The following is a 15,946-nucleotide window of genomic DNA, read 5'->3' as shown; positions in this document are numbered from 1 at the left end:
CAATGTTTCAAAAATTGAGTATATTTGCCACGAAGAGTTTTTTGGTATGGATGTTAGTAGCAGCTGTTATTGGATTTATTTTCCCACAACATGTTGCGACATTAGGTAAATGGGTACCTTATTTACTTGGTATTGTTATGTTAGGTATGGGATTAACAATTACACCTAATGATTTCAAAATGGTCTTTAAAGCACCTAGAGCAGTAATTATTGGTGTCTGTCTACAATTCAGTATTATGCCCACATTAGCATTTATAATTGCAAAGTCTTTTCATTTACCACCTGATATTGCTGTTGGCGTAATATTAGTTGGATGTTGTCCGGGTGGGACATCAAGTAATGTAATGAGTTATTTAGCCAAAGCTAACGTAGCACTTTCTGTTTCTATTACGACGGTCTCTACGTTGCTAGCGCCATTCGTTACACCTGCGTTAATATATCTATTTGCAAATGAATGGTTGGAAGTATCTTTCGTGAGTATGTTGTGGTCAGTTGTTCAAGTTGTATTAATTCCAATTGCTTTAGGTATTGTTTTGCAAATTATTAATCGTAAAATTGCTGAAAAAGCTTCTACAGCTTTGCCAATTATATCAGTTGTTGCTATTTCATTAATTTTAGCAATAGTTGTAGGTGGCAGTAAGCACCAAATCTTAACTACAGGATTATTAATATTTTTAGTAGTTATTTTACATAACGTATTAGGGTATACGATTGGATATTGGTTAGCTCGTCTTTTAAAATTAGATCGACAAGATCAAAAAGCAGTCAGTATTGAAGTTGGAATGCAGAACTCTGGTTTAGCTGTGTCATTAGCAGCATTGCATTTTAATCCAATTGCAGCAGTACCAGGCGCAGTGTTTAGTTTCATTCATAATATAACAGGGCCTATTTTAGCAAAGTATTGGTCAAAAAAGTTATAATTGCACTAATAGAATGAAGTGGTCATCGGACTATGTTAAGCTTTGATAAAGAGAAAAAATAGAGGAGTAAATATATGTATAGAGCAGTTATATTTGATTTCGATGGAACAATAATAGATACGGAACAACATTTATTTAATGTTATTAATAAACATTTAGAGATGCATAATGCCGATCCTATAAGCATTGATTTTTATCGTTCTTCTATTGGAGGAGCAGCTACAGATTTGCATGACCATTTAATTAAAGCGATTGGTTCGGAAAATAAAGATAAACTTTATGAAGAACATCATCTTACTAGTACAACATTACCGATGATTGATACGATTAAATCATTGATGGCATTTTTAAAGCAACGTCACATTCCTATGGCAATTGCCACAAGTAGTGTGAAAGCGGAAATAATGCCCACCTTTAAAGCATTAGGTCTAGACGATTATATAGAGGTAGTTGTTGGTAGAGAAGATGTTGAACAAGTTAAACCTGACCCTGAATTATATTTATCTGCAGTACAACAATTAAATTATATGCCGACACAATGTTTGGCTATTGAAGATTCTGTAAATGGTGCAACAGCCGCGATTGCAGCTGGATTAGATGTTATTGTTAATACGAATAAAATGACAAGCGCACAGGACTTTTCTAATGTAGATTATGTAGCAAAAGATATTGATTACGATCAAATTGTAGCGCGTTTCTTTACGAAATAGGAGGCGTATCATGATGGGTTACATTATATTGTTTTTTCTAGCTGGTCCAGTAATTTTAGGCGTTGGAAATTTGGTGATTGGTCCTATATTTAACAAACAGACACCATTTCGCGTGCAAGTAAGATCTTTTGTTGTTGGTTCAATGATTTATTTAATACTCGCAACAATTGGCTATTTTTTACTATTACAAGGTAAACTTTAACGAGAAAACCACCTTACCTCATTAAATGGACGACCATATGTATGTGAAATGGTAGAACGTTCATGTTTATGTATGAGATAGGGTGGTTTAAATAGTTACATATATTTTAATAATAACGTCACGATGATAAGTACAATTAAGATAATATCTATGCCTACCATAATTGTAGCTCTTGTTGCATTACTTCCTTGTTCTTTTGCTGATTTCATAGCACGGTAGTTTGGCACAAAGCTAATAATTAGTAAGATTAATACAATTACACCAATTAATGCTGTTGTCATGATGAACGACCTCCTTTATTTTTTTCAATCAATTCCCAAATAAACGTAGCAATCACACCGATGATTAACCCAGTGATGACACCGATTTGTACCGTTAAAAATATGGCGCCGAAAATGATACCAATAATTAATGCAATCGGTAAAGTCGTACCGAGTTTAATCTTGCGCTCTGGAGAATTAATAATAGTAAATACTGTAAGACAAATGAGTATGAAAGCAAGTGTTGCAATAATAGTTCTTCCAACTAAATATAGGATGTCAGGTTTTTCCATACCGATATAATTTATGATGAAAAATGCTACAGCAAAGAGTACCGATATTTTTGTAGCACGTAGCAGTATTTGTTTTAACATTGATATACTCCTTTTTAATATTATTAAAATTATATCATAATTACCAAGAATAGCTGAAGTTGTATGTGACTCAACGGTACTTGAGCAACTTTTTTAATTTTTTAGAAAAATCACAAAATAATTGTTTGCAAAGTTGCAAAAGCCTGCTATAGTAGTTCTGTAAACGATTGCATGGTATGCAAATATTAATGTACCAAAATCGATAATTTATAGTATAATTACGGCAATAAGTTTTTTTATGGATTTATTTAGTATCAATCAGAGATGGGGTAAGAAGTTATGGAGAACAATGAACTACAAAGGGGATTGAGTGCCCGTCAAATTCAAATGATTGCACTTGGTGGTACGATTGGCGTGGGGCTTTTCATGGGTGCGACAAGTACAATTAAATGGACAGGCCCATCAGTTATCCTTGCATATTTAATTGCGGGTATCTTTTTATTTTTAATCATGAGAGCAATGGGGGAAATGATTTATTTAAACCCTACAACAGGATCATTTGCAACATTTGCAAGTGATTATATACATCCTGCAGCAGGTTATATGACAGCATGGAGTAATATATTCCAATGGATTGTAGTTGGTATGAGTGAGGTCATCGCAGTAGGAGAATATATGAAGTTTTGGTTCCCGGAATTGCCAACTTGGATTCCTGGTGTTATTGCTATTTTATTATTAATGGCAGCGAATTTATTCTCGGTAAAAGCGTTTGGAGAATTTGAATTTTGGTTTGCTTTAATTAAAGTTGTAACAATTATTTTAATGATTATTGCTGGTTTTGGTCTTATTTTCTTTGGTTTTGGAAATGGTGGCCATGCGGTAGGTATTTCTAATCTATGGACAAATGGCGGATTTATGCCAAATGGTATTGTTGGTTTCTTCTTTGCATTATCAATTGTAATTGGTTCATACCAAGGTGTGGAACTGATAGGTATTACGGCAGGTGAAACTAAAGATCCTCAGAAAAATATCGTTAAAGCAGTGAATGGTGTTATCTGGAGAATTTTAATTTTCTATTTAGGCGCTATTTTTGTTATTGTTTCAGTGTATCCTTGGAATCAATTAGGAGACATTGGAAGTCCGTTTGTTGCAACATTTGCTAAAATCGGTATTACATTTGCAGCTGGATTAATTAACTTTGTTGTATTAACTGCAGCAATGTCAGGATGTAACTCAGGTATTTTCAGTGCGAGTCGTATGATTTATACACTTGCTCATAAAGGTGAAATGCCGAAAATATTTACTAAAATCATGAGAAATGGTGTACCATTGTACACTGTTGTAGCAGTATCTCTTGGTATTTTAATTGGTGCTTTATTAAACGTAATTTTACCTTTATATATCGATGGAGCGAAGAGTATTTTCGTATACGTTTATAGTGCGTCTATTTTACCAGGTATGATTCCTTGGTTTATGATTTTATTCAGTCATTTACGTTTTAGAAAATTACACCCTGAAGAATTGGAAGGTCACCCATTCAAAATGCCTGGTGGCGCAGTAACTAACTATTTAACAATCTTATTCTTAATATTAGTATTGGTTGGTATGGTATTTAATGTTGAAACTAGAATATCAGTGCTTATTGGTGTCATCTTCTTAACGATTGTAACGATTTATTATTTTATTAGATATAATAAAAATAATGTAAAAGCAAAATAGTATGATTATAATGTGCGCTTATCTTATGACAAACTTGGCCCTAGCTTATTAAAGTTAAATAGCCAAAGAATGTTATGAGTAGGCGCATTTTTTTATAAATATAGCTTAAATCGAAGTTGTAGTGTGAAAAACTTATAAGTGGCAATATTATCGTTAGTTTTTACTGTGGGCTTTAAAATAAAAAATAGCATTATTAAAATAACAAACGCAATTGATATATGGAATGAATCCGTTAATCAACTGCGTTTGTTTTTAATATAAGAAATTGAATGGCCTTATCAAATCATTGGTCATATGCGTATGTTATACAAGATAAAAGACATGTAAGCTTTGAAAATGATGCATAAATTATTATATGACATGATTAAAGAATTTATATAAGACTGTTAATGTTTAAAGTTAATATTTGATAAATGTTTACGATAGTTATCTAAAGCCATTTTAGATTGTGTTATGAAATCTAATGATGCGTGATAATTTAATGCAACATAACGATAATATAAAATATCAATAGTGAACATTTGAGCAAATAATGAAGTTGTTGCTCCCATATGCATCTCATTTTCATCAGTTTTCCCATAAGTTAAAACAATATTTGATGCCTGTGCTACGGGATTATCCCTTGTACTAGTAATTGTAATTATAGGTATATGGTAGTCATCAATAACTTTAACCATTGATTGCATTTCACTTTGCGTACCATTGTTAGTAATAAGAATAACACTGTCGTTCGAATTGTGAGTTGCTAATAATGTAGCAAAAATATGTGTTTCTTGAACAAGTTGAATATTAAGACCTATTCTTGATAACTTTTGGTATAAGTCGGTAGCAACTACAAAAGATGCGCCAAAACCATATATAAAAATCGTCTCAGAACGTTTTAAACAATGACATATTTGATCAATAGTTTTATCATTTAATTCGTTATTTGCATGATTAAGTGCGCGTGTAGTACGTGTATGGAGTTTAGTTCTTAAAGATTCTGTGCTTTCGTTATTCATTAATTCAACATTGTAAATTGATGATGCTTTAGGAACATATTTAGATATATTTATTTTCAAGTCGTGAAAACCGCCATCAGTAATTTTCTTGCTGAATCGAATGACTGATGATGTACTAATATCTAATAAGCTTGCTAAGTCTTGAGACCTCATTTTAATCACCTTTTGAGGTGAATTTAGTATAAATTTAGCTATCTTTTTTTCATTTTTAGTCATATATGGATATTGACTATCTATTTCTGTTAGTACGTTTGACATATTAATCACTCCACTTTAACGCAATATATTTTATTAGCGTTGGCTATTGTTGTTTAACGCGATGGTATTTACAACTTGTAACGTAAGAGAATGAAAAATAAGCTGAATATGTTGTTTGTTTAATGATATTGAATTGTAAAACTGTAAATTTTTTTAAGATGTATAGATAAAAAATAGCATACTCCCATGTGCAAATAATATATCAATATATTGATATATTACCGTAAGTCATACTGTATATTCCCAATTTATACATTATGTACTCATCTATTTAAATCTTAGTAAATGTAGTTATATAAGACTAAATCTACCATCTTAATCATTATGATTATAACTCGATTAATGCATCTTTACAATTTGAAGAAACTTTTTAATTGTATAATTTATGTAATAAAGTGAATTTTAATAAATAACTTGTTTAAATGACATTTTATGAAAAATAGGTTAATGGGCAAATTTAATTGCAAATAATGCGTTAGATAGTTCTGTATGATAAAAATTAAGATATTGAATTTTGTTACCATAGTCGACTTGTCGGAGGGGACGTTTATTAAGTAGTGTTATAATTTCATAATAGGAAACTTGATTTTCGTTTATTATATATGATGTTTCAAAGCCTTTGAACTTATTCAATTCATTAGTAACTATTTGGTTAAATTTATAAATATGCGTTTGAATGTTCCAATCTGTCATTAAAGTATTATATTTAATCGTATCAATGATTTGAATCAAATTAGTAATTTGTTGTCTCATATACTTAGTTTCGTTTATCATGTAGAAGTACCTCCAAAAATCAATTATTAAACAGGAAAGGATATAACAGTGGAAAATGAAAAAAAGAAATACACGTTTAAAGATATAGCATGGAGAGATTTGCTTATAATTCCAATTATAGGTGTTATATTTTATGCACTCACAATTGCAGCTTACATAGGACCAATTTTGTTTGGTTATTATGAAATCGATAGTAATCTGATATTTGTAGCGACTATCACACAAGCTTTAGCATATACGATTGGGATTGGCGCATTTTATTTATTTCATTTAAAAGTGATGCCATCAAGGCTTCGAGCTGGTTTTGCGTATATCAAAAAATATTGGCTTAGATTGTCAATAACGTATATTATTGCTCTCATCTTAATTTATACATATGAATATATGACACAGTTTCTACCTAAACATTTGCAATATAGTGAAACAGCCAATGAACTTGAGCTAAATAAAATGTTTGAAGTGCCTGCATTTTTACCTGTAGCATTCTTATTAATTGTGATTGTAGGTCCAATAGTTGAAGAAATCGTATTTAGACATATTTTAATTGGAGAATTAGGTAAGAAGTTTAATTTTATAGCTATGAGTATTGTTTCGGTGTTCTTATTTGCATTTATTCATGTGACTGATGCAAAGTCGCCGTTTGAGTTTGGTCCATATCTCATACTATCCATCATATTAGTTTTCACTTATTTAAAATCTGGAAGAAACCTAGGTTCAACAATTGCATTACATATAGCAAATAATTTTGTTTCTTTCGTTATATCAGTAATAAGTATTTATGCGTAGATAAAGAGGTCGGGACATTAAGTTTTTAGGCAATGAAAAAAGCTGATTTCTATTAATTATTTGATAGAAATCAGCTTTTTTGATATGCATTTTATTATGAAACTGAATAAATAAAGATTCAATTAGCGCATCAGTATTAGGATTCACTCTAAAAAGATTAATAGTTTTATAAGAAGGTGTTTGATCTTGAGCTAACCACATCATTCGAATACTGTTATGAAGTAATTTTTCTATTCTACGGCCAGAAAATTCAGATTGAGTATATGAATATGAGGTGATTTTTAACATCATTTTTAGATGATAGGATGTTGCGCCACGATGATGTCTGAATTCATCGAATTCGCTATCAGCTATCTTTTTAACAATTTCATTAACATATCGCGAAATATCATTTTGAGGAATTCTAACAGCAGTTTCTATTGGTAGTGTAAGTTGGGCAAAGTGTTTTATTTTTTTAAGTATTTCAAAGTAAAATTACATGTTAATACGTAGTATTAATGGCGAGACTCCTGAGGGAGCAGTGCCAGTCGAAGACCAAGGCTGAGACGGCACCCTAGGAAAGCGAAGCCATTCAATACGAAGTATTGTATAAATAGAGAACAGCAGCAAGATATTTTCTAATTGAAAATCATCTTACTGCTGTTTTTTAGGAATCGATGGGGTTTAAAAATTGATGATAGTTATCAATGGATATGTCTCTGGTTTGAATCGTCTTACCGAATGAATACGAAATATCTATAATATTTTCAATTTCGAGTTCGGCAGTTTTGTCTTGAGCAATGTCATAAATGACTGCATGCCAATGTCCATGTTTACACAAAAGGCCAATAAATATAACGTTTTCAGCTTTAATATTATCATCAACCCTATGATCTACTAACATCACATTTCGTTCTGTACAATAAATTAAAATGTCGGAAAACAGCATTGGGAGTGTCATATGTTGTGTGTCATCAAATTTAATATAAAAGTCCATGCGTTTAAGCAATTTTCTTAAGCGTGTTTGTGGAAGACTTAAACATTGTTTTATAATTGCGTTGATTTCGCTTTTATATGGTAATGTCGAGTACGACTGACTTTCATTAAGCACTAAAAATAAGGCTGATAATTGTGTTTCAGATAAGTTTAATGCAATTTTAGATTGTGCTTGTTGTATTTGGTAACCACCATTTTTCCCATAATGCGCATAAATTTTAACACCTTGATTTTCTAAATCATCAATATCTCTTAAAATTGTGCGTTTGGATACGTTGCAATATTTAGCTAATTCTAAAGCGGTCATTTTTTTATTTTGTTGAATTGCAGTAATTATTAAATTTTGCCTTTCAGCTTTATTCATGACAGCCACCTCCTAAAAGATGATATATTACACAAAGTATAACATAAGAGTGACAATGAGGACATTTTCAATATCTTTTTAAAAAAATCGTAAAAATTTTGTGGAAAACGCTTACATTTTAAAAAAGATTGTGCTATGATATTACTTGTAACAGGGGGAGCGATTAAACAAAGGGGTAGAGCTATATAACAGATAGCTTTTAATCGTTCAAGTTACATCACAACATCTTCAATATTTATTACTTACTTTCCTTTCTATTTGTCGGCTAGCACGTGACTAGCCGATTTTTTTATGCATAAAATGAAGAAGTCTTCAGTTGTATTGTTGATTCTTTTAATATAGGGTAATAATAAAATGATAATGATATGAGAAGTGGTGGACGAAATGACAGATAAAACATTACAGCAAATAGATAAGTTAATATGTTCGTGGTTGAAACAAATAGACAATGTTATTCCGCAATTAATTATGGAAATGACTACAGAAACTAAGCGTCATCGATTTGATTTAGTTACAAATGTAGATAAACAGATTCAACAACAATTCCAACAATTTTTAGCAACACATTTTCCGGAACACCAACTATTAGCGGAAGAAAAAAGTAATGAAATGATTACGAATGAAATTAATCATTTATGGATTATGGATCCCATTGATGGAACTGCCAATTTAGTAAAACAGCAAGAAGATTATTGTATTATATTGGCGTATTTTTATGAAGGTAAACCAATGTTATCGTACGTATATGATTATCCGCATAAAAAGCTTTATAAAGCAATACGAGGAGAAGGTGCTTTTTGTAATGGAATTAAGATGGAAGAACCACCATCGTTAAAATTGGAAGACGCTATTATATCGTTTAATGCACAAGTGATGAATCTAGATACGGTGCAAGATTTATTTGACGCCTCATTTAGTTATCGTTTAGTTGGTGCTTGCGGATTAGATTCTATGCGAGTGGCAAAAGGTCAATTTGGGGCACATATTAATACAAATCCTAAACCTTGGGACATTGCTGCACAGTTTTTATTTGCAGAACTATTGAATCTAAAAATGACGACTTTAGATGGTAAGGCAATTGATCATTTAAAGGGTGCACCTTTTATTATAAGTAATAAAGCATGTCATGAAACGGTACTTAAAATTTTAAATGCAAATGGTGGTTATCAAAAATACAGATAGATATTCTCTAGAGATAAAAAATGATAAAAAATAGTTATACGTCTACAGAAGTATAGTAAAAAAATTATTTTACTATATAATAAATAGAGAAAACAGACAAAGTATGTAAGGAATAGTAAAGGAGTGGTGGGATTGAAACGTTCGTCTAAAAGTAAAATGAGCCTACCGAAAAAAATATTTTTATGGGTATTCGGTATTTTAGTAATCTTAGCGATTGTAGCTGTTGTGTATGTAGCTGCTAAAATTTTTATTACTGGTAATAAGATACACAATCCGTTAGATCGCAATCATTCAGAATTAAGAGATAAAAAAGTGAGTTTAAACGATGGTGATCCATTCACAATCGCTTTATTTGGTGTCGATTCAGATGCTGATCGTAAGAAAAAGGGTGGCGGAGAGCGTAGTGATAGTATTATGATTTTATCTATCAACCCTAAAACGAAGAAAACTGAAATAGTAAGTATACCGCGTGATACAAGAGCGGAAATTGTTGGCCGTGGTACTACTGAAAAAATTGCACATGCCTATGCATATGGTGGACCAAATATGGCTGTTAAATCACTTGAAAAATTAATGAATGTGCCAATTGATCATTATGCGACAATCGATATGGATGGTTTGCATAATATGATAGATAGCATCGGCGGTGTTGATGTAGTAAGTAATGATACATTCACTGTTGATGGTGTTCGTTTTACAAAAGGACAGCAGACACATGTAAATGGTGATCAAGCATTGAAGTTTATTAGAAGTCGTAAAGAAGAAGGTGCTGGTGGTGACTTTGGTCGACAACAACGTCAGCAAATTGTGCTTGAAGCGATGGCCAATAAGATTGCAAGCCCATCATCGATTACACATTTTAATAGTCTAATGAATGAAATTCAAAATAATGTTAAAACAGATTTAACATTAGGTGATTTGAATACGATTAGAAGCAATTATAAAGATGCTAATGACACGATTAATAAACATCAATTGAGTGGTCAAGGCGGCATTCAAAGTGACGGATTGTACTACTTCATTCCTAGTGAGCAGTCAAAAGCTGAAAGTACTAAGTTATTAAAAGATAATCTAGAGTAGTAAACTAAGGGAAAATAAGTTATCAAAATTGTACACAAATTAATTAGATAGAATGATCTGTAAATAGAATAACGAATAGAACTAATGGCCCGTAAATAGAAGGTGATAACACTTTGTATTTATGGGCTATTTTATTTAATGCCTGATTTGATTTTTATAAATTAATCCATTACAAATTTAATTTAAAGATAAATATTACCTTCTAAATGATAGTAGATATTTATCAAACTTGGGTTATTAATTTTCAGAAAAAGGGTATTTATAAATAGTATAACGATTTTTAGGTGAGGTGATTATTAAATATTGTCATTAATAAGGTTGTGAAAGATATGGCAAAAAGCGTGAAACAGATAATTGGAAAACTAATAATGATAATTATTTTCAATTAAACAAAAAGATGATTTAATTTCGCGCAAAATATTTCAAATAAAAATGATTGTAAAAAGGCAAAATACAAAATTTTACTTAACAACTAGTACATAAAGTAATACAATTAAATTAATTCTATCTGAAAGATGTGTGGGGCATCGTTATTTTAGGTGGATATGAGCAATTTATTAAAAGTCATTTACGGAAAATATATATAGACGGGGTGAGTAATATGCAAGAACATTTGGTGGTTACACTTGATGGAAAAGATTATCTTGTAGAACCAGGTACGAATTTACTTGAATTTATTAAATCACAAGATACTTTTGTACCTTCAATTTGTTATAACGAGTCGATGGGACCAATTCAAACATGTGATACATGTACTGTTGAGATTGACGGTAAAATTGAACGTTCATGTAGTACGGTGATTGATCGTCCAATGACTGTAAATACTGTGAACAATGATGTGAAAGATGCTCAAAAAGAAGCGCTTGATCGAATTTTAGAAAAGCATATGCTGTATTGTACAGTATGTGATTATAATAATGGTGATTGTGAAATTCATAATACGATGGATGCATGGGGGCTTCAGCATCAAACGTATGAATATAAAGAGAAGCCATACGAAAAAGATTACGGCCCATTTTATCGTTATGATCCAAATCAATGTATCTTATGTGGGCGTTGTGTAGAAGCATGTCAAGATATCGAAGTGAATGAAACTATTAGAATTGATTGGGATCGTGAACATCCACGTGTTATTTGGGATAATGATGTACCGATTAATGAGTCTTCATGTGTATCTTGTGGTCAATGTGCGACGGTATGTCCATGTAATGCCATGATGGAAGTGAATATGGAAGGTAATGCGGGTTATATGACTGATACGGAACCTGGTTCATTAGCAGCAATGATTGATTTAACTAAAAAAGCAGAACCTGGTTATGGTCCACTATTTGCAATCTCAGATTCAGAAGCAGAAATGCGTAAAGAGCGTATTAAGAAAACTAAAACAGTGTGTACTTATTGTGGTGTGGGTTGTTCATTTGAAGTTTGGACTAAAGATAGAGAAATTTTAAAAGTACAACCATCACATGATTCTCCAGCAAATAAAATTGCGACTTGTGTTAAAGGTAAGTTTTCATGGGGACATATTAATTCAGATCAACGATTAACTAAACCACTAGTAAGGAAAAATGGTGAGTTCCATGAAGTAGAATGGGATGAAGCTTTAAACGTCATTGCAGATAATTTTACAGCTATTAAAGAAAAGCATGGCCCAGATGCACTATCATTCATTTCTTCTTCTAAAGCGACGAATGAAGAATCGTATTTAATGCAAAAATTAGCAAGACAAGTTATTGGCACAAATAACGTTGATAACTGTTCAAGATATTGCCAAGCACCTGCAACAAAAGGCTTATTTAGAACGGTTGGACACGGCGGTGACTCAGGTAGTATTGAAGATTTAGAAAAAGCGGCAATGTCTGTATTGATAGGTACTAATACAGCCGAAGCTCATCCAGTTATCGCATCACGCATGAAACGTGCACAAAAATTATTTGGTCAAAAAATACATGTATTTGATATTAGAAAACATGAAATGGCAGAACGTGCGGATCGTTTTTATCAACCTAAACCAGGTACGGATTTAGCGTGGTTAAGTGCAGTGACTAAGTATATTATTGATCATGATTTACACGATAAAGCATTTATTGATGAGTGGGTAGATGATTTTGATGAATATTACAAATCATTAGAAACATTTACAATGGCTTTTGCTGAAGAAGCAACAGGTATTCCTGAATCAGAATTGATTAAATTTGCTGAAGAATGTGCTAAAGCTGAATCTGTTGTAATTTGTTGGGCAATGGGTATTACACAACAAGACATTGGTAGTGACTCAAGTACAGCGATTTCAAACTTATTATTAGTAACAGGTAATTATCGTCGTCCTGGTACTGGTGCGTATCCATTACGTGGACATAATAATGTTCAAGGATGTAGTGATATGGGAAGTATGCCTGATAAGATTACTGGTTATCAAAGTATTGAAGCGGATGATATTCGCGCTAAATTTGAAAAAGAATATGGCGTTAAATTGAATCCAAAAGCTGGTAAAGATAATCATGAAATGGTAGAAGGTATACATGACGGAGAAGTACACTCATTGTACTTATATGGTGAAGATACGGGTATTGTGGATTCAAATATTAATTTTGTACAAGCTGCGTTTGAAAAATTAGATTTCATGGTAGTCCAAGATGAATTTTTAACATTCACAGCAACATACGCAGATGTTGTATTGCCAGCAAGTCCTTCACTTGAAAAAGACGGTACTTTTACAAATACCGAACGTCGTATTCAACGTTTATACCAAGCATTAGAACCTCTTGGTGATTCAAAACCTGACTGGAAAATTTTCCAAGCAATTGCTAATAGATTAGGATTTGATTGGAATTACAAGCATCCTAGTGAAATTATGGATGAAGTAGCACGCTTAACACCTCTATATGCTGGGGTAAGTTATGATCGTTTAGAAGGATTCAATAGTTTACAATGGCCAGTACAACCTGATGGTACTGATGAGCCTATTCTATACTTAGAAGGATTCAATTTTGATAATGGTAAAGCAAAATTATTCCCATTATCATTTGATAATTACTTTAAGCAAGATGAAATTTATGATATTCATGTAAACAATGGTCGATTGTTAGAGCACTTCCATGAAGGTAATATGACTTATCAAACACCAATGATTAAATACAAAGTGCCACGTGCATTTGTTGAAATTTCTCCAGAGCTTGCTGAAGATAGAGGCATTCATGAAGGTGCAGAAGTTAAGCTGATTTCTGAAACAGGAGAAGCGGTATTACAAGTTCACGTGACAGATCGTGTTAAAGGTAAAGAAATCTATATTCCATTAAATAATGATGCGATGGAAAATGGAGATCTAGGTGCAATTAACTTATTAACTAATAGTGATGTTGATCAATACACGGATACACCATCTTATAAACGTACTAGCTGTCGTTTGGAGGTAATTACGAAACGTGGTAAGTCACCGTTGAACCCTAATAATTTCCGTGTCAATAAAAAACGTCAACCGCAGTACAGTGTTCAAGTACAGAAAAAATGGGAACGTTCAGATTATGTTTTCCCGGGAAATCAGGTGGATAAATAATGGCTGAGAGAATATCTTCTAAAATTAGACGCTTAGAAAAATCAGAAGAACAAATTAAGTTAGAAAGTTTAAATGAAGTTACAGAGGCAATTGCAGCGAATAAAGATAGTATATTAAAAGCAATCAAGCTTATTAAAACATTAGATGATGCAAAACTATTAGATGCTTTAAATGGTGCAATTCGAGGACGTCAAGTCATCATAAATAAATTTGCAGTTGAACTTAATAAAGATATTTATACAGGGCTATTATCTAATATGGCTTCAATGGTATTTTTATTAGGTGAACTCAATGTATCAGATTTAAGCGACTTCCTAAATAAAGTTAATAAAGGATTACACGTTGCCAATCAAGCGAGTCCAAATGCTAAGACAACTATAAGAAGTCTATTGGGCGTATTGAAAGATGACGACATGAACCGTAGTTTAACATACATGCTTAATATGCTAAAAGGTATGTCTCGAGAAGAATAACATTACAATGAAAAAGTGTTTCTACATGCAAGCAGTGTAGGAGCACTTTTTTTAATTTTTGTAAAAATTAAAAAGGGTGTTTTTGATGGAATAAATGAATAATATTGAAAAACAAAAAAATCACGTGCTATTGTGAATCAATCATCGACAGGCCTATGAAACATCATGTATTATTATGATTATGTAAGTTATTTAAATAAAAAGGGTGAGTGCATATTAATTCGAGAATGTTAAAAACGTCAGCTGTAATTTCTAATACATTATTAGTCATAGGTTTAGTCTGTCTATTTATGATGAAATTAGTGTTAGCTATTACTTTTTTTGCTGTTTCATTATCAATTAGTCTAGTTGTCTTTAATATGATGTTCAGAGATAGAACAACGATGAAAGTAATCGTTAACGCTTCTTTTTTAATCGTAATATTAGCGATTGTAGTGGCATATTTTTTATTGTCTAAGTAAGAAAAATGAGGTTTTGTCTATATGAAGAAGAATTTCAAGTTACGCATTTCAACGCTACTATTGATAGTTATTTTAGTTGTTTTTGCTGTATTACTCATCGTGAATGAAACTAAATTGTTTAAAAATGATGTGAATTACTCTTTTGATGAGGCTGTTTCAATGCAACAAGGGAAAGGTATTGTACAGACAAAAGAAGAGGATGGTAAATTTGTTGAAGCAAATAATAATGAAATTGCTAAAGCAATGACTATTTCACATAAAGACAATGATATGAAGTATATGGATATCACAGAAAAAGTGCCAATGTCGGAATCTGAAGTTAACCAATTGCTAAAAGGTAAGGGGATTTTAGAAAATCGAGGGAAAGTTTTTCTAGAAGCTCAAGAAAAATATGAGGTTAATGTCATTTATCTTGTTAGCCATGCATTAGTAGAAACAGGTAACGGCAAATCAGAATTAGCAAAAGGCATTAAAGATGGGAAAAAACGCTATTACAACTTTTTTGGTATAGGAGCATTCGATAGTAGTGCTGTTCGTAGTGGGAAAAGTTATGCTGAAAAGGAACAATGGACATCACCAGATAAGGCGATTATTGGTGGTGCAAAGTTCATTCGTAATGAATATTTTGAAAACAATCAACTGAATTTATATCAAATGCGATGGAATCCAGAAAATCCTGCGCAACATCAATATGCGAGTGACATTCGCTGGGCAGATAAAATTGCCAAATTAATGGATAAATCCTATAAGCAGTTTGGTATAAAGAAAGATGATATTAGACAAACATATTATAAATAAGACATCGGTGCTTAAAGGAGCTGGAACAATTTATTGTTTCGAGCTCCTTTAGCGCATTCTGAGTGTGTTAGTTAAATGGATTTTAACCTAACAAAAAACGCTATATAGCATCA

At 32.0% G+C, this 15,946-nt stretch carries 16 protein-coding genes and 1 pseudogene; 11 read left to right on the top strand and 6 right to left on the bottom strand.

The window, feature by feature from the left end; all coding sequences use genetic code 11:
• Positions 1 to 2 precede the first annotated feature (2 nt).
• The 3 genes from AA076_RS11845 to AA076_RS11835 all read left to right on the top strand — a co-directional run bounded on the left by AA076_RS11845 (position 3) and on the right by AA076_RS11835 (position 1,832).
• Positions 3 to 920, top strand: coding sequence for a bile acid:sodium symporter family protein (locus tag AA076_RS11845; protein ID WP_000486816.1), 918 nt, complete (start codon positions 3 to 5; stop codon positions 918 to 920).
• 74 nt (positions 921 to 994) lie between these two features.
• Entirely contained in the window at positions 995 to 1,630 is a 636-nt protein-coding gene (locus AA076_RS11840; protein WP_000285450.1) for an HAD family hydrolase, read from the top strand.
• Positions 1,631 to 1,640: 10 nt separating this feature from the next.
• Positions 1,641 to 1,832: a hypothetical protein gene (locus AA076_RS11835; RefSeq protein WP_000971980.1), complete on the top strand. Its 192-nt coding sequence runs from the start codon at positions 1,641 to 1,643 to the stop codon at positions 1,830 to 1,832.
• A gap of 95 nt (positions 1,833 to 1,927) precedes the next feature.
• Here the strand turns inward: AA076_RS11835 and AA076_RS11830 are convergent, their stop codons facing one another.
• Both AA076_RS11830 and AA076_RS11825 read right to left on the bottom strand, forming a co-directional pair.
• On the bottom strand, positions 1,928 to 2,113 hold the full coding sequence (locus tag AA076_RS11830) for a hypothetical protein (protein WP_000205307.1): 186 nt from the start codon (positions 2,111 to 2,113) through the stop codon (positions 1,928 to 1,930).
• The gene (locus AA076_RS11825) at positions 2,110 to 2,466 is read right to left on the bottom strand and encodes a hypothetical protein (RefSeq protein ID WP_000917664.1); all 357 of its coding nucleotides are present in this window, start codon (positions 2,464 to 2,466) and stop codon (positions 2,110 to 2,112) included. The genes AA076_RS11830 and AA076_RS11825 overlap by 4 nt, the downstream gene beginning before the upstream one ends.
• A 279-nt stretch (positions 2,467 to 2,745) precedes the next feature.
• Between AA076_RS11825 and AA076_RS11820 the strand changes: the two genes are divergently transcribed.
• Positions 2,746 to 4,125, top strand: coding sequence for an amino acid permease (locus tag AA076_RS11820; RefSeq protein ID WP_000429674.1), 1,380 nt, complete (start codon positions 2,746 to 2,748; stop codon positions 4,123 to 4,125).
• Positions 4,126 to 4,511: 386 nt separating this feature from the next.
• On the opposite strand, the gene rpiRc is transcribed toward AA076_RS11820, so the two are convergent.
• Complete coding sequence (gene rpiRc, locus AA076_RS11815; protein ID WP_000073195.1) at positions 4,512 to 5,384, bottom strand: pentose phosphate pathway transcriptional regulator RpiRC; 873 nt, start codon at positions 5,382 to 5,384, stop codon at positions 4,512 to 4,514.
• A gap of 444 nt (positions 5,385 to 5,828) precedes the next feature.
• Positions 5,829 to 6,158, bottom strand: coding sequence for a hypothetical protein (locus tag AA076_RS11810; protein ID WP_000606726.1), 330 nt, complete (start codon positions 6,156 to 6,158; stop codon positions 5,829 to 5,831).
• A gap of 48 nt (positions 6,159 to 6,206) precedes the next feature.
• On the opposite strand from AA076_RS11810, the gene sdpB reads away from it, so the two are divergent.
• Positions 6,207 to 6,944 (top strand): CPBP family intramembrane glutamic endopeptidase SdpB, encoded by a 738-nt coding sequence (sdpB, locus tag AA076_RS11805; protein WP_000426696.1) that lies wholly within the window; start codon positions 6,207 to 6,209, stop codon positions 6,942 to 6,944.
• Positions 6,945 to 7,034: 90 nt separating this feature from the next.
• Here the strand turns inward: sdpB and AA076_RS15970 are convergent.
• Together AA076_RS15970 and AA076_RS11795 are read right to left on the bottom strand one after the other, a co-directional pair.
• Positions 7,035 to 7,394, bottom strand: a pseudogene (locus AA076_RS15970) (transposase); the annotation flags it as partial.
• 196 nt (positions 7,395 to 7,590) lie between these two features.
• On the bottom strand, positions 7,591 to 8,283 hold the full coding sequence (locus AA076_RS11795; protein ID WP_001030125.1) for a helix-turn-helix transcriptional regulator: 693 nt from the start codon (positions 8,281 to 8,283) through the stop codon (positions 7,591 to 7,593).
• 384 nt (positions 8,284 to 8,667) lie between these two features.
• On the opposite strand from AA076_RS11795, the gene AA076_RS11790 reads away from it, so the two are divergent.
• The 6 genes from AA076_RS11790 to AA076_RS11765 all read left to right on the top strand — a co-directional run bounded on the left by AA076_RS11790 (position 8,668) and on the right by AA076_RS11765 (position 15,833).
• The gene (locus AA076_RS11790; RefSeq protein ID WP_000130454.1) at positions 8,668 to 9,465 is read left to right on the top strand and encodes an inositol monophosphatase family protein; all 798 of its coding nucleotides are present in this window, start codon (positions 8,668 to 8,670) and stop codon (positions 9,463 to 9,465) included.
• A 132-nt stretch (positions 9,466 to 9,597) separates the two neighbouring features.
• A complete protein-coding gene (locus AA076_RS11785) occupies positions 9,598 to 10,545 on the top strand; it encodes an LCP family glycopolymer transferase (protein ID WP_000831055.1) in 948 nt (315 codons plus the stop codon).
• Between the two features lie 601 nt (positions 10,546 to 11,146).
• On the top strand, positions 11,147 to 14,101 hold the full coding sequence (gene fdhF, locus AA076_RS11780) for a formate dehydrogenase subunit alpha (RefSeq protein WP_001155264.1): 2,955 nt from the start codon (positions 11,147 to 11,149) through the stop codon (positions 14,099 to 14,101).
• On the top strand, positions 14,101 to 14,574 hold the full coding sequence (locus AA076_RS11775; protein ID WP_000840811.1) for a helical membrane plugin domain-containing protein: 474 nt from the start codon (positions 14,101 to 14,103) through the stop codon (positions 14,572 to 14,574). Before fdhF ends, AA076_RS11775 begins: the two co-directional genes overlap by 1 nt.
• Before the next feature lie 227 nt (positions 14,575 to 14,801).
• Positions 14,802 to 15,035: a hypothetical protein gene (locus AA076_RS11770; protein ID WP_000921246.1), complete on the top strand. Its 234-nt coding sequence runs from the start codon at positions 14,802 to 14,804 to the stop codon at positions 15,033 to 15,035.
• Positions 15,036 to 15,056: 21 nt separating this feature from the next.
• The gene (locus tag AA076_RS11765; RefSeq protein WP_000739224.1) at positions 15,057 to 15,833 is read left to right on the top strand and encodes an N-acetylglucosaminidase; all 777 of its coding nucleotides are present in this window, start codon (positions 15,057 to 15,059) and stop codon (positions 15,831 to 15,833) included.
• Positions 15,834 to 15,946: the final 113 nt, after the last annotated feature.

Origin of the sequence: Staphylococcus aureus, assembly GCF_001027105.1 — a bacterium.
Lineage (GTDB): Bacteria > Bacillota > Bacilli > Staphylococcales > Staphylococcaceae > Staphylococcus > Staphylococcus aureus.
The sequence above is the reverse complement of the archived record's forward strand: the minus strand, read 5'-3'. Positions and strand labels throughout refer to the sequence as shown.

Coding starts and splice junctions, on each gene's coding strand:
- AA076_RS11845 (WP_000486816.1), top strand. CDS start 3: ATGTTTCAAAAATTGAGTATATTTGCCACGAAGAGTTTTTTGGTATGG.
- AA076_RS11840 (WP_000285450.1), top strand. CDS start 995: ATGTATAGAGCAGTTATATTTGATTTCGATGGAACAATAATAGATACG.
- AA076_RS11835 (WP_000971980.1), top strand. CDS start 1,641: ATGATGGGTTACATTATATTGTTTTTTCTAGCTGGTCCAGTAATTTTA.
- AA076_RS11830 (WP_000205307.1), bottom strand. CDS start 2,113: ATGACAACAGCATTAATTGGTGTAATTGTATTAATCTTACTAATTATT.
- AA076_RS11825 (WP_000917664.1), bottom strand. CDS start 2,466: ATGTTAAAACAAATACTGCTACGTGCTACAAAAATATCGGTACTCTTT.
- AA076_RS11820 (WP_000429674.1), top strand. CDS start 2,746: ATGGAGAACAATGAACTACAAAGGGGATTGAGTGCCCGTCAAATTCAA.
- rpiRc (WP_000073195.1), bottom strand. CDS start 5,384: ATGTCAAACGTACTAACAGAAATAGATAGTCAATATCCATATATGACT.
- AA076_RS11810 (WP_000606726.1), bottom strand. CDS start 6,158: ATGATAAACGAAACTAAGTATATGAGACAACAAATTACTAATTTGATT.
- AA076_RS11795 (WP_001030125.1), bottom strand. CDS start 8,283: ATGAATAAAGCTGAAAGGCAAAATTTAATAATTACTGCAATTCAACAA.
- AA076_RS11790 (WP_000130454.1), top strand. CDS start 8,668: ATGACAGATAAAACATTACAGCAAATAGATAAGTTAATATGTTCGTGG.
- fdhF (WP_001155264.1), top strand. CDS start 11,147: ATGCAAGAACATTTGGTGGTTACACTTGATGGAAAAGATTATCTTGTA.
- AA076_RS11775 (WP_000840811.1), top strand. CDS start 14,101: ATGGCTGAGAGAATATCTTCTAAAATTAGACGCTTAGAAAAATCAGAA.
- AA076_RS11770 (WP_000921246.1), top strand. CDS start 14,802: ATGTTAAAAACGTCAGCTGTAATTTCTAATACATTATTAGTCATAGGT.
- AA076_RS11765 (WP_000739224.1), top strand. CDS start 15,057: ATGAAGAAGAATTTCAAGTTACGCATTTCAACGCTACTATTGATAGTT.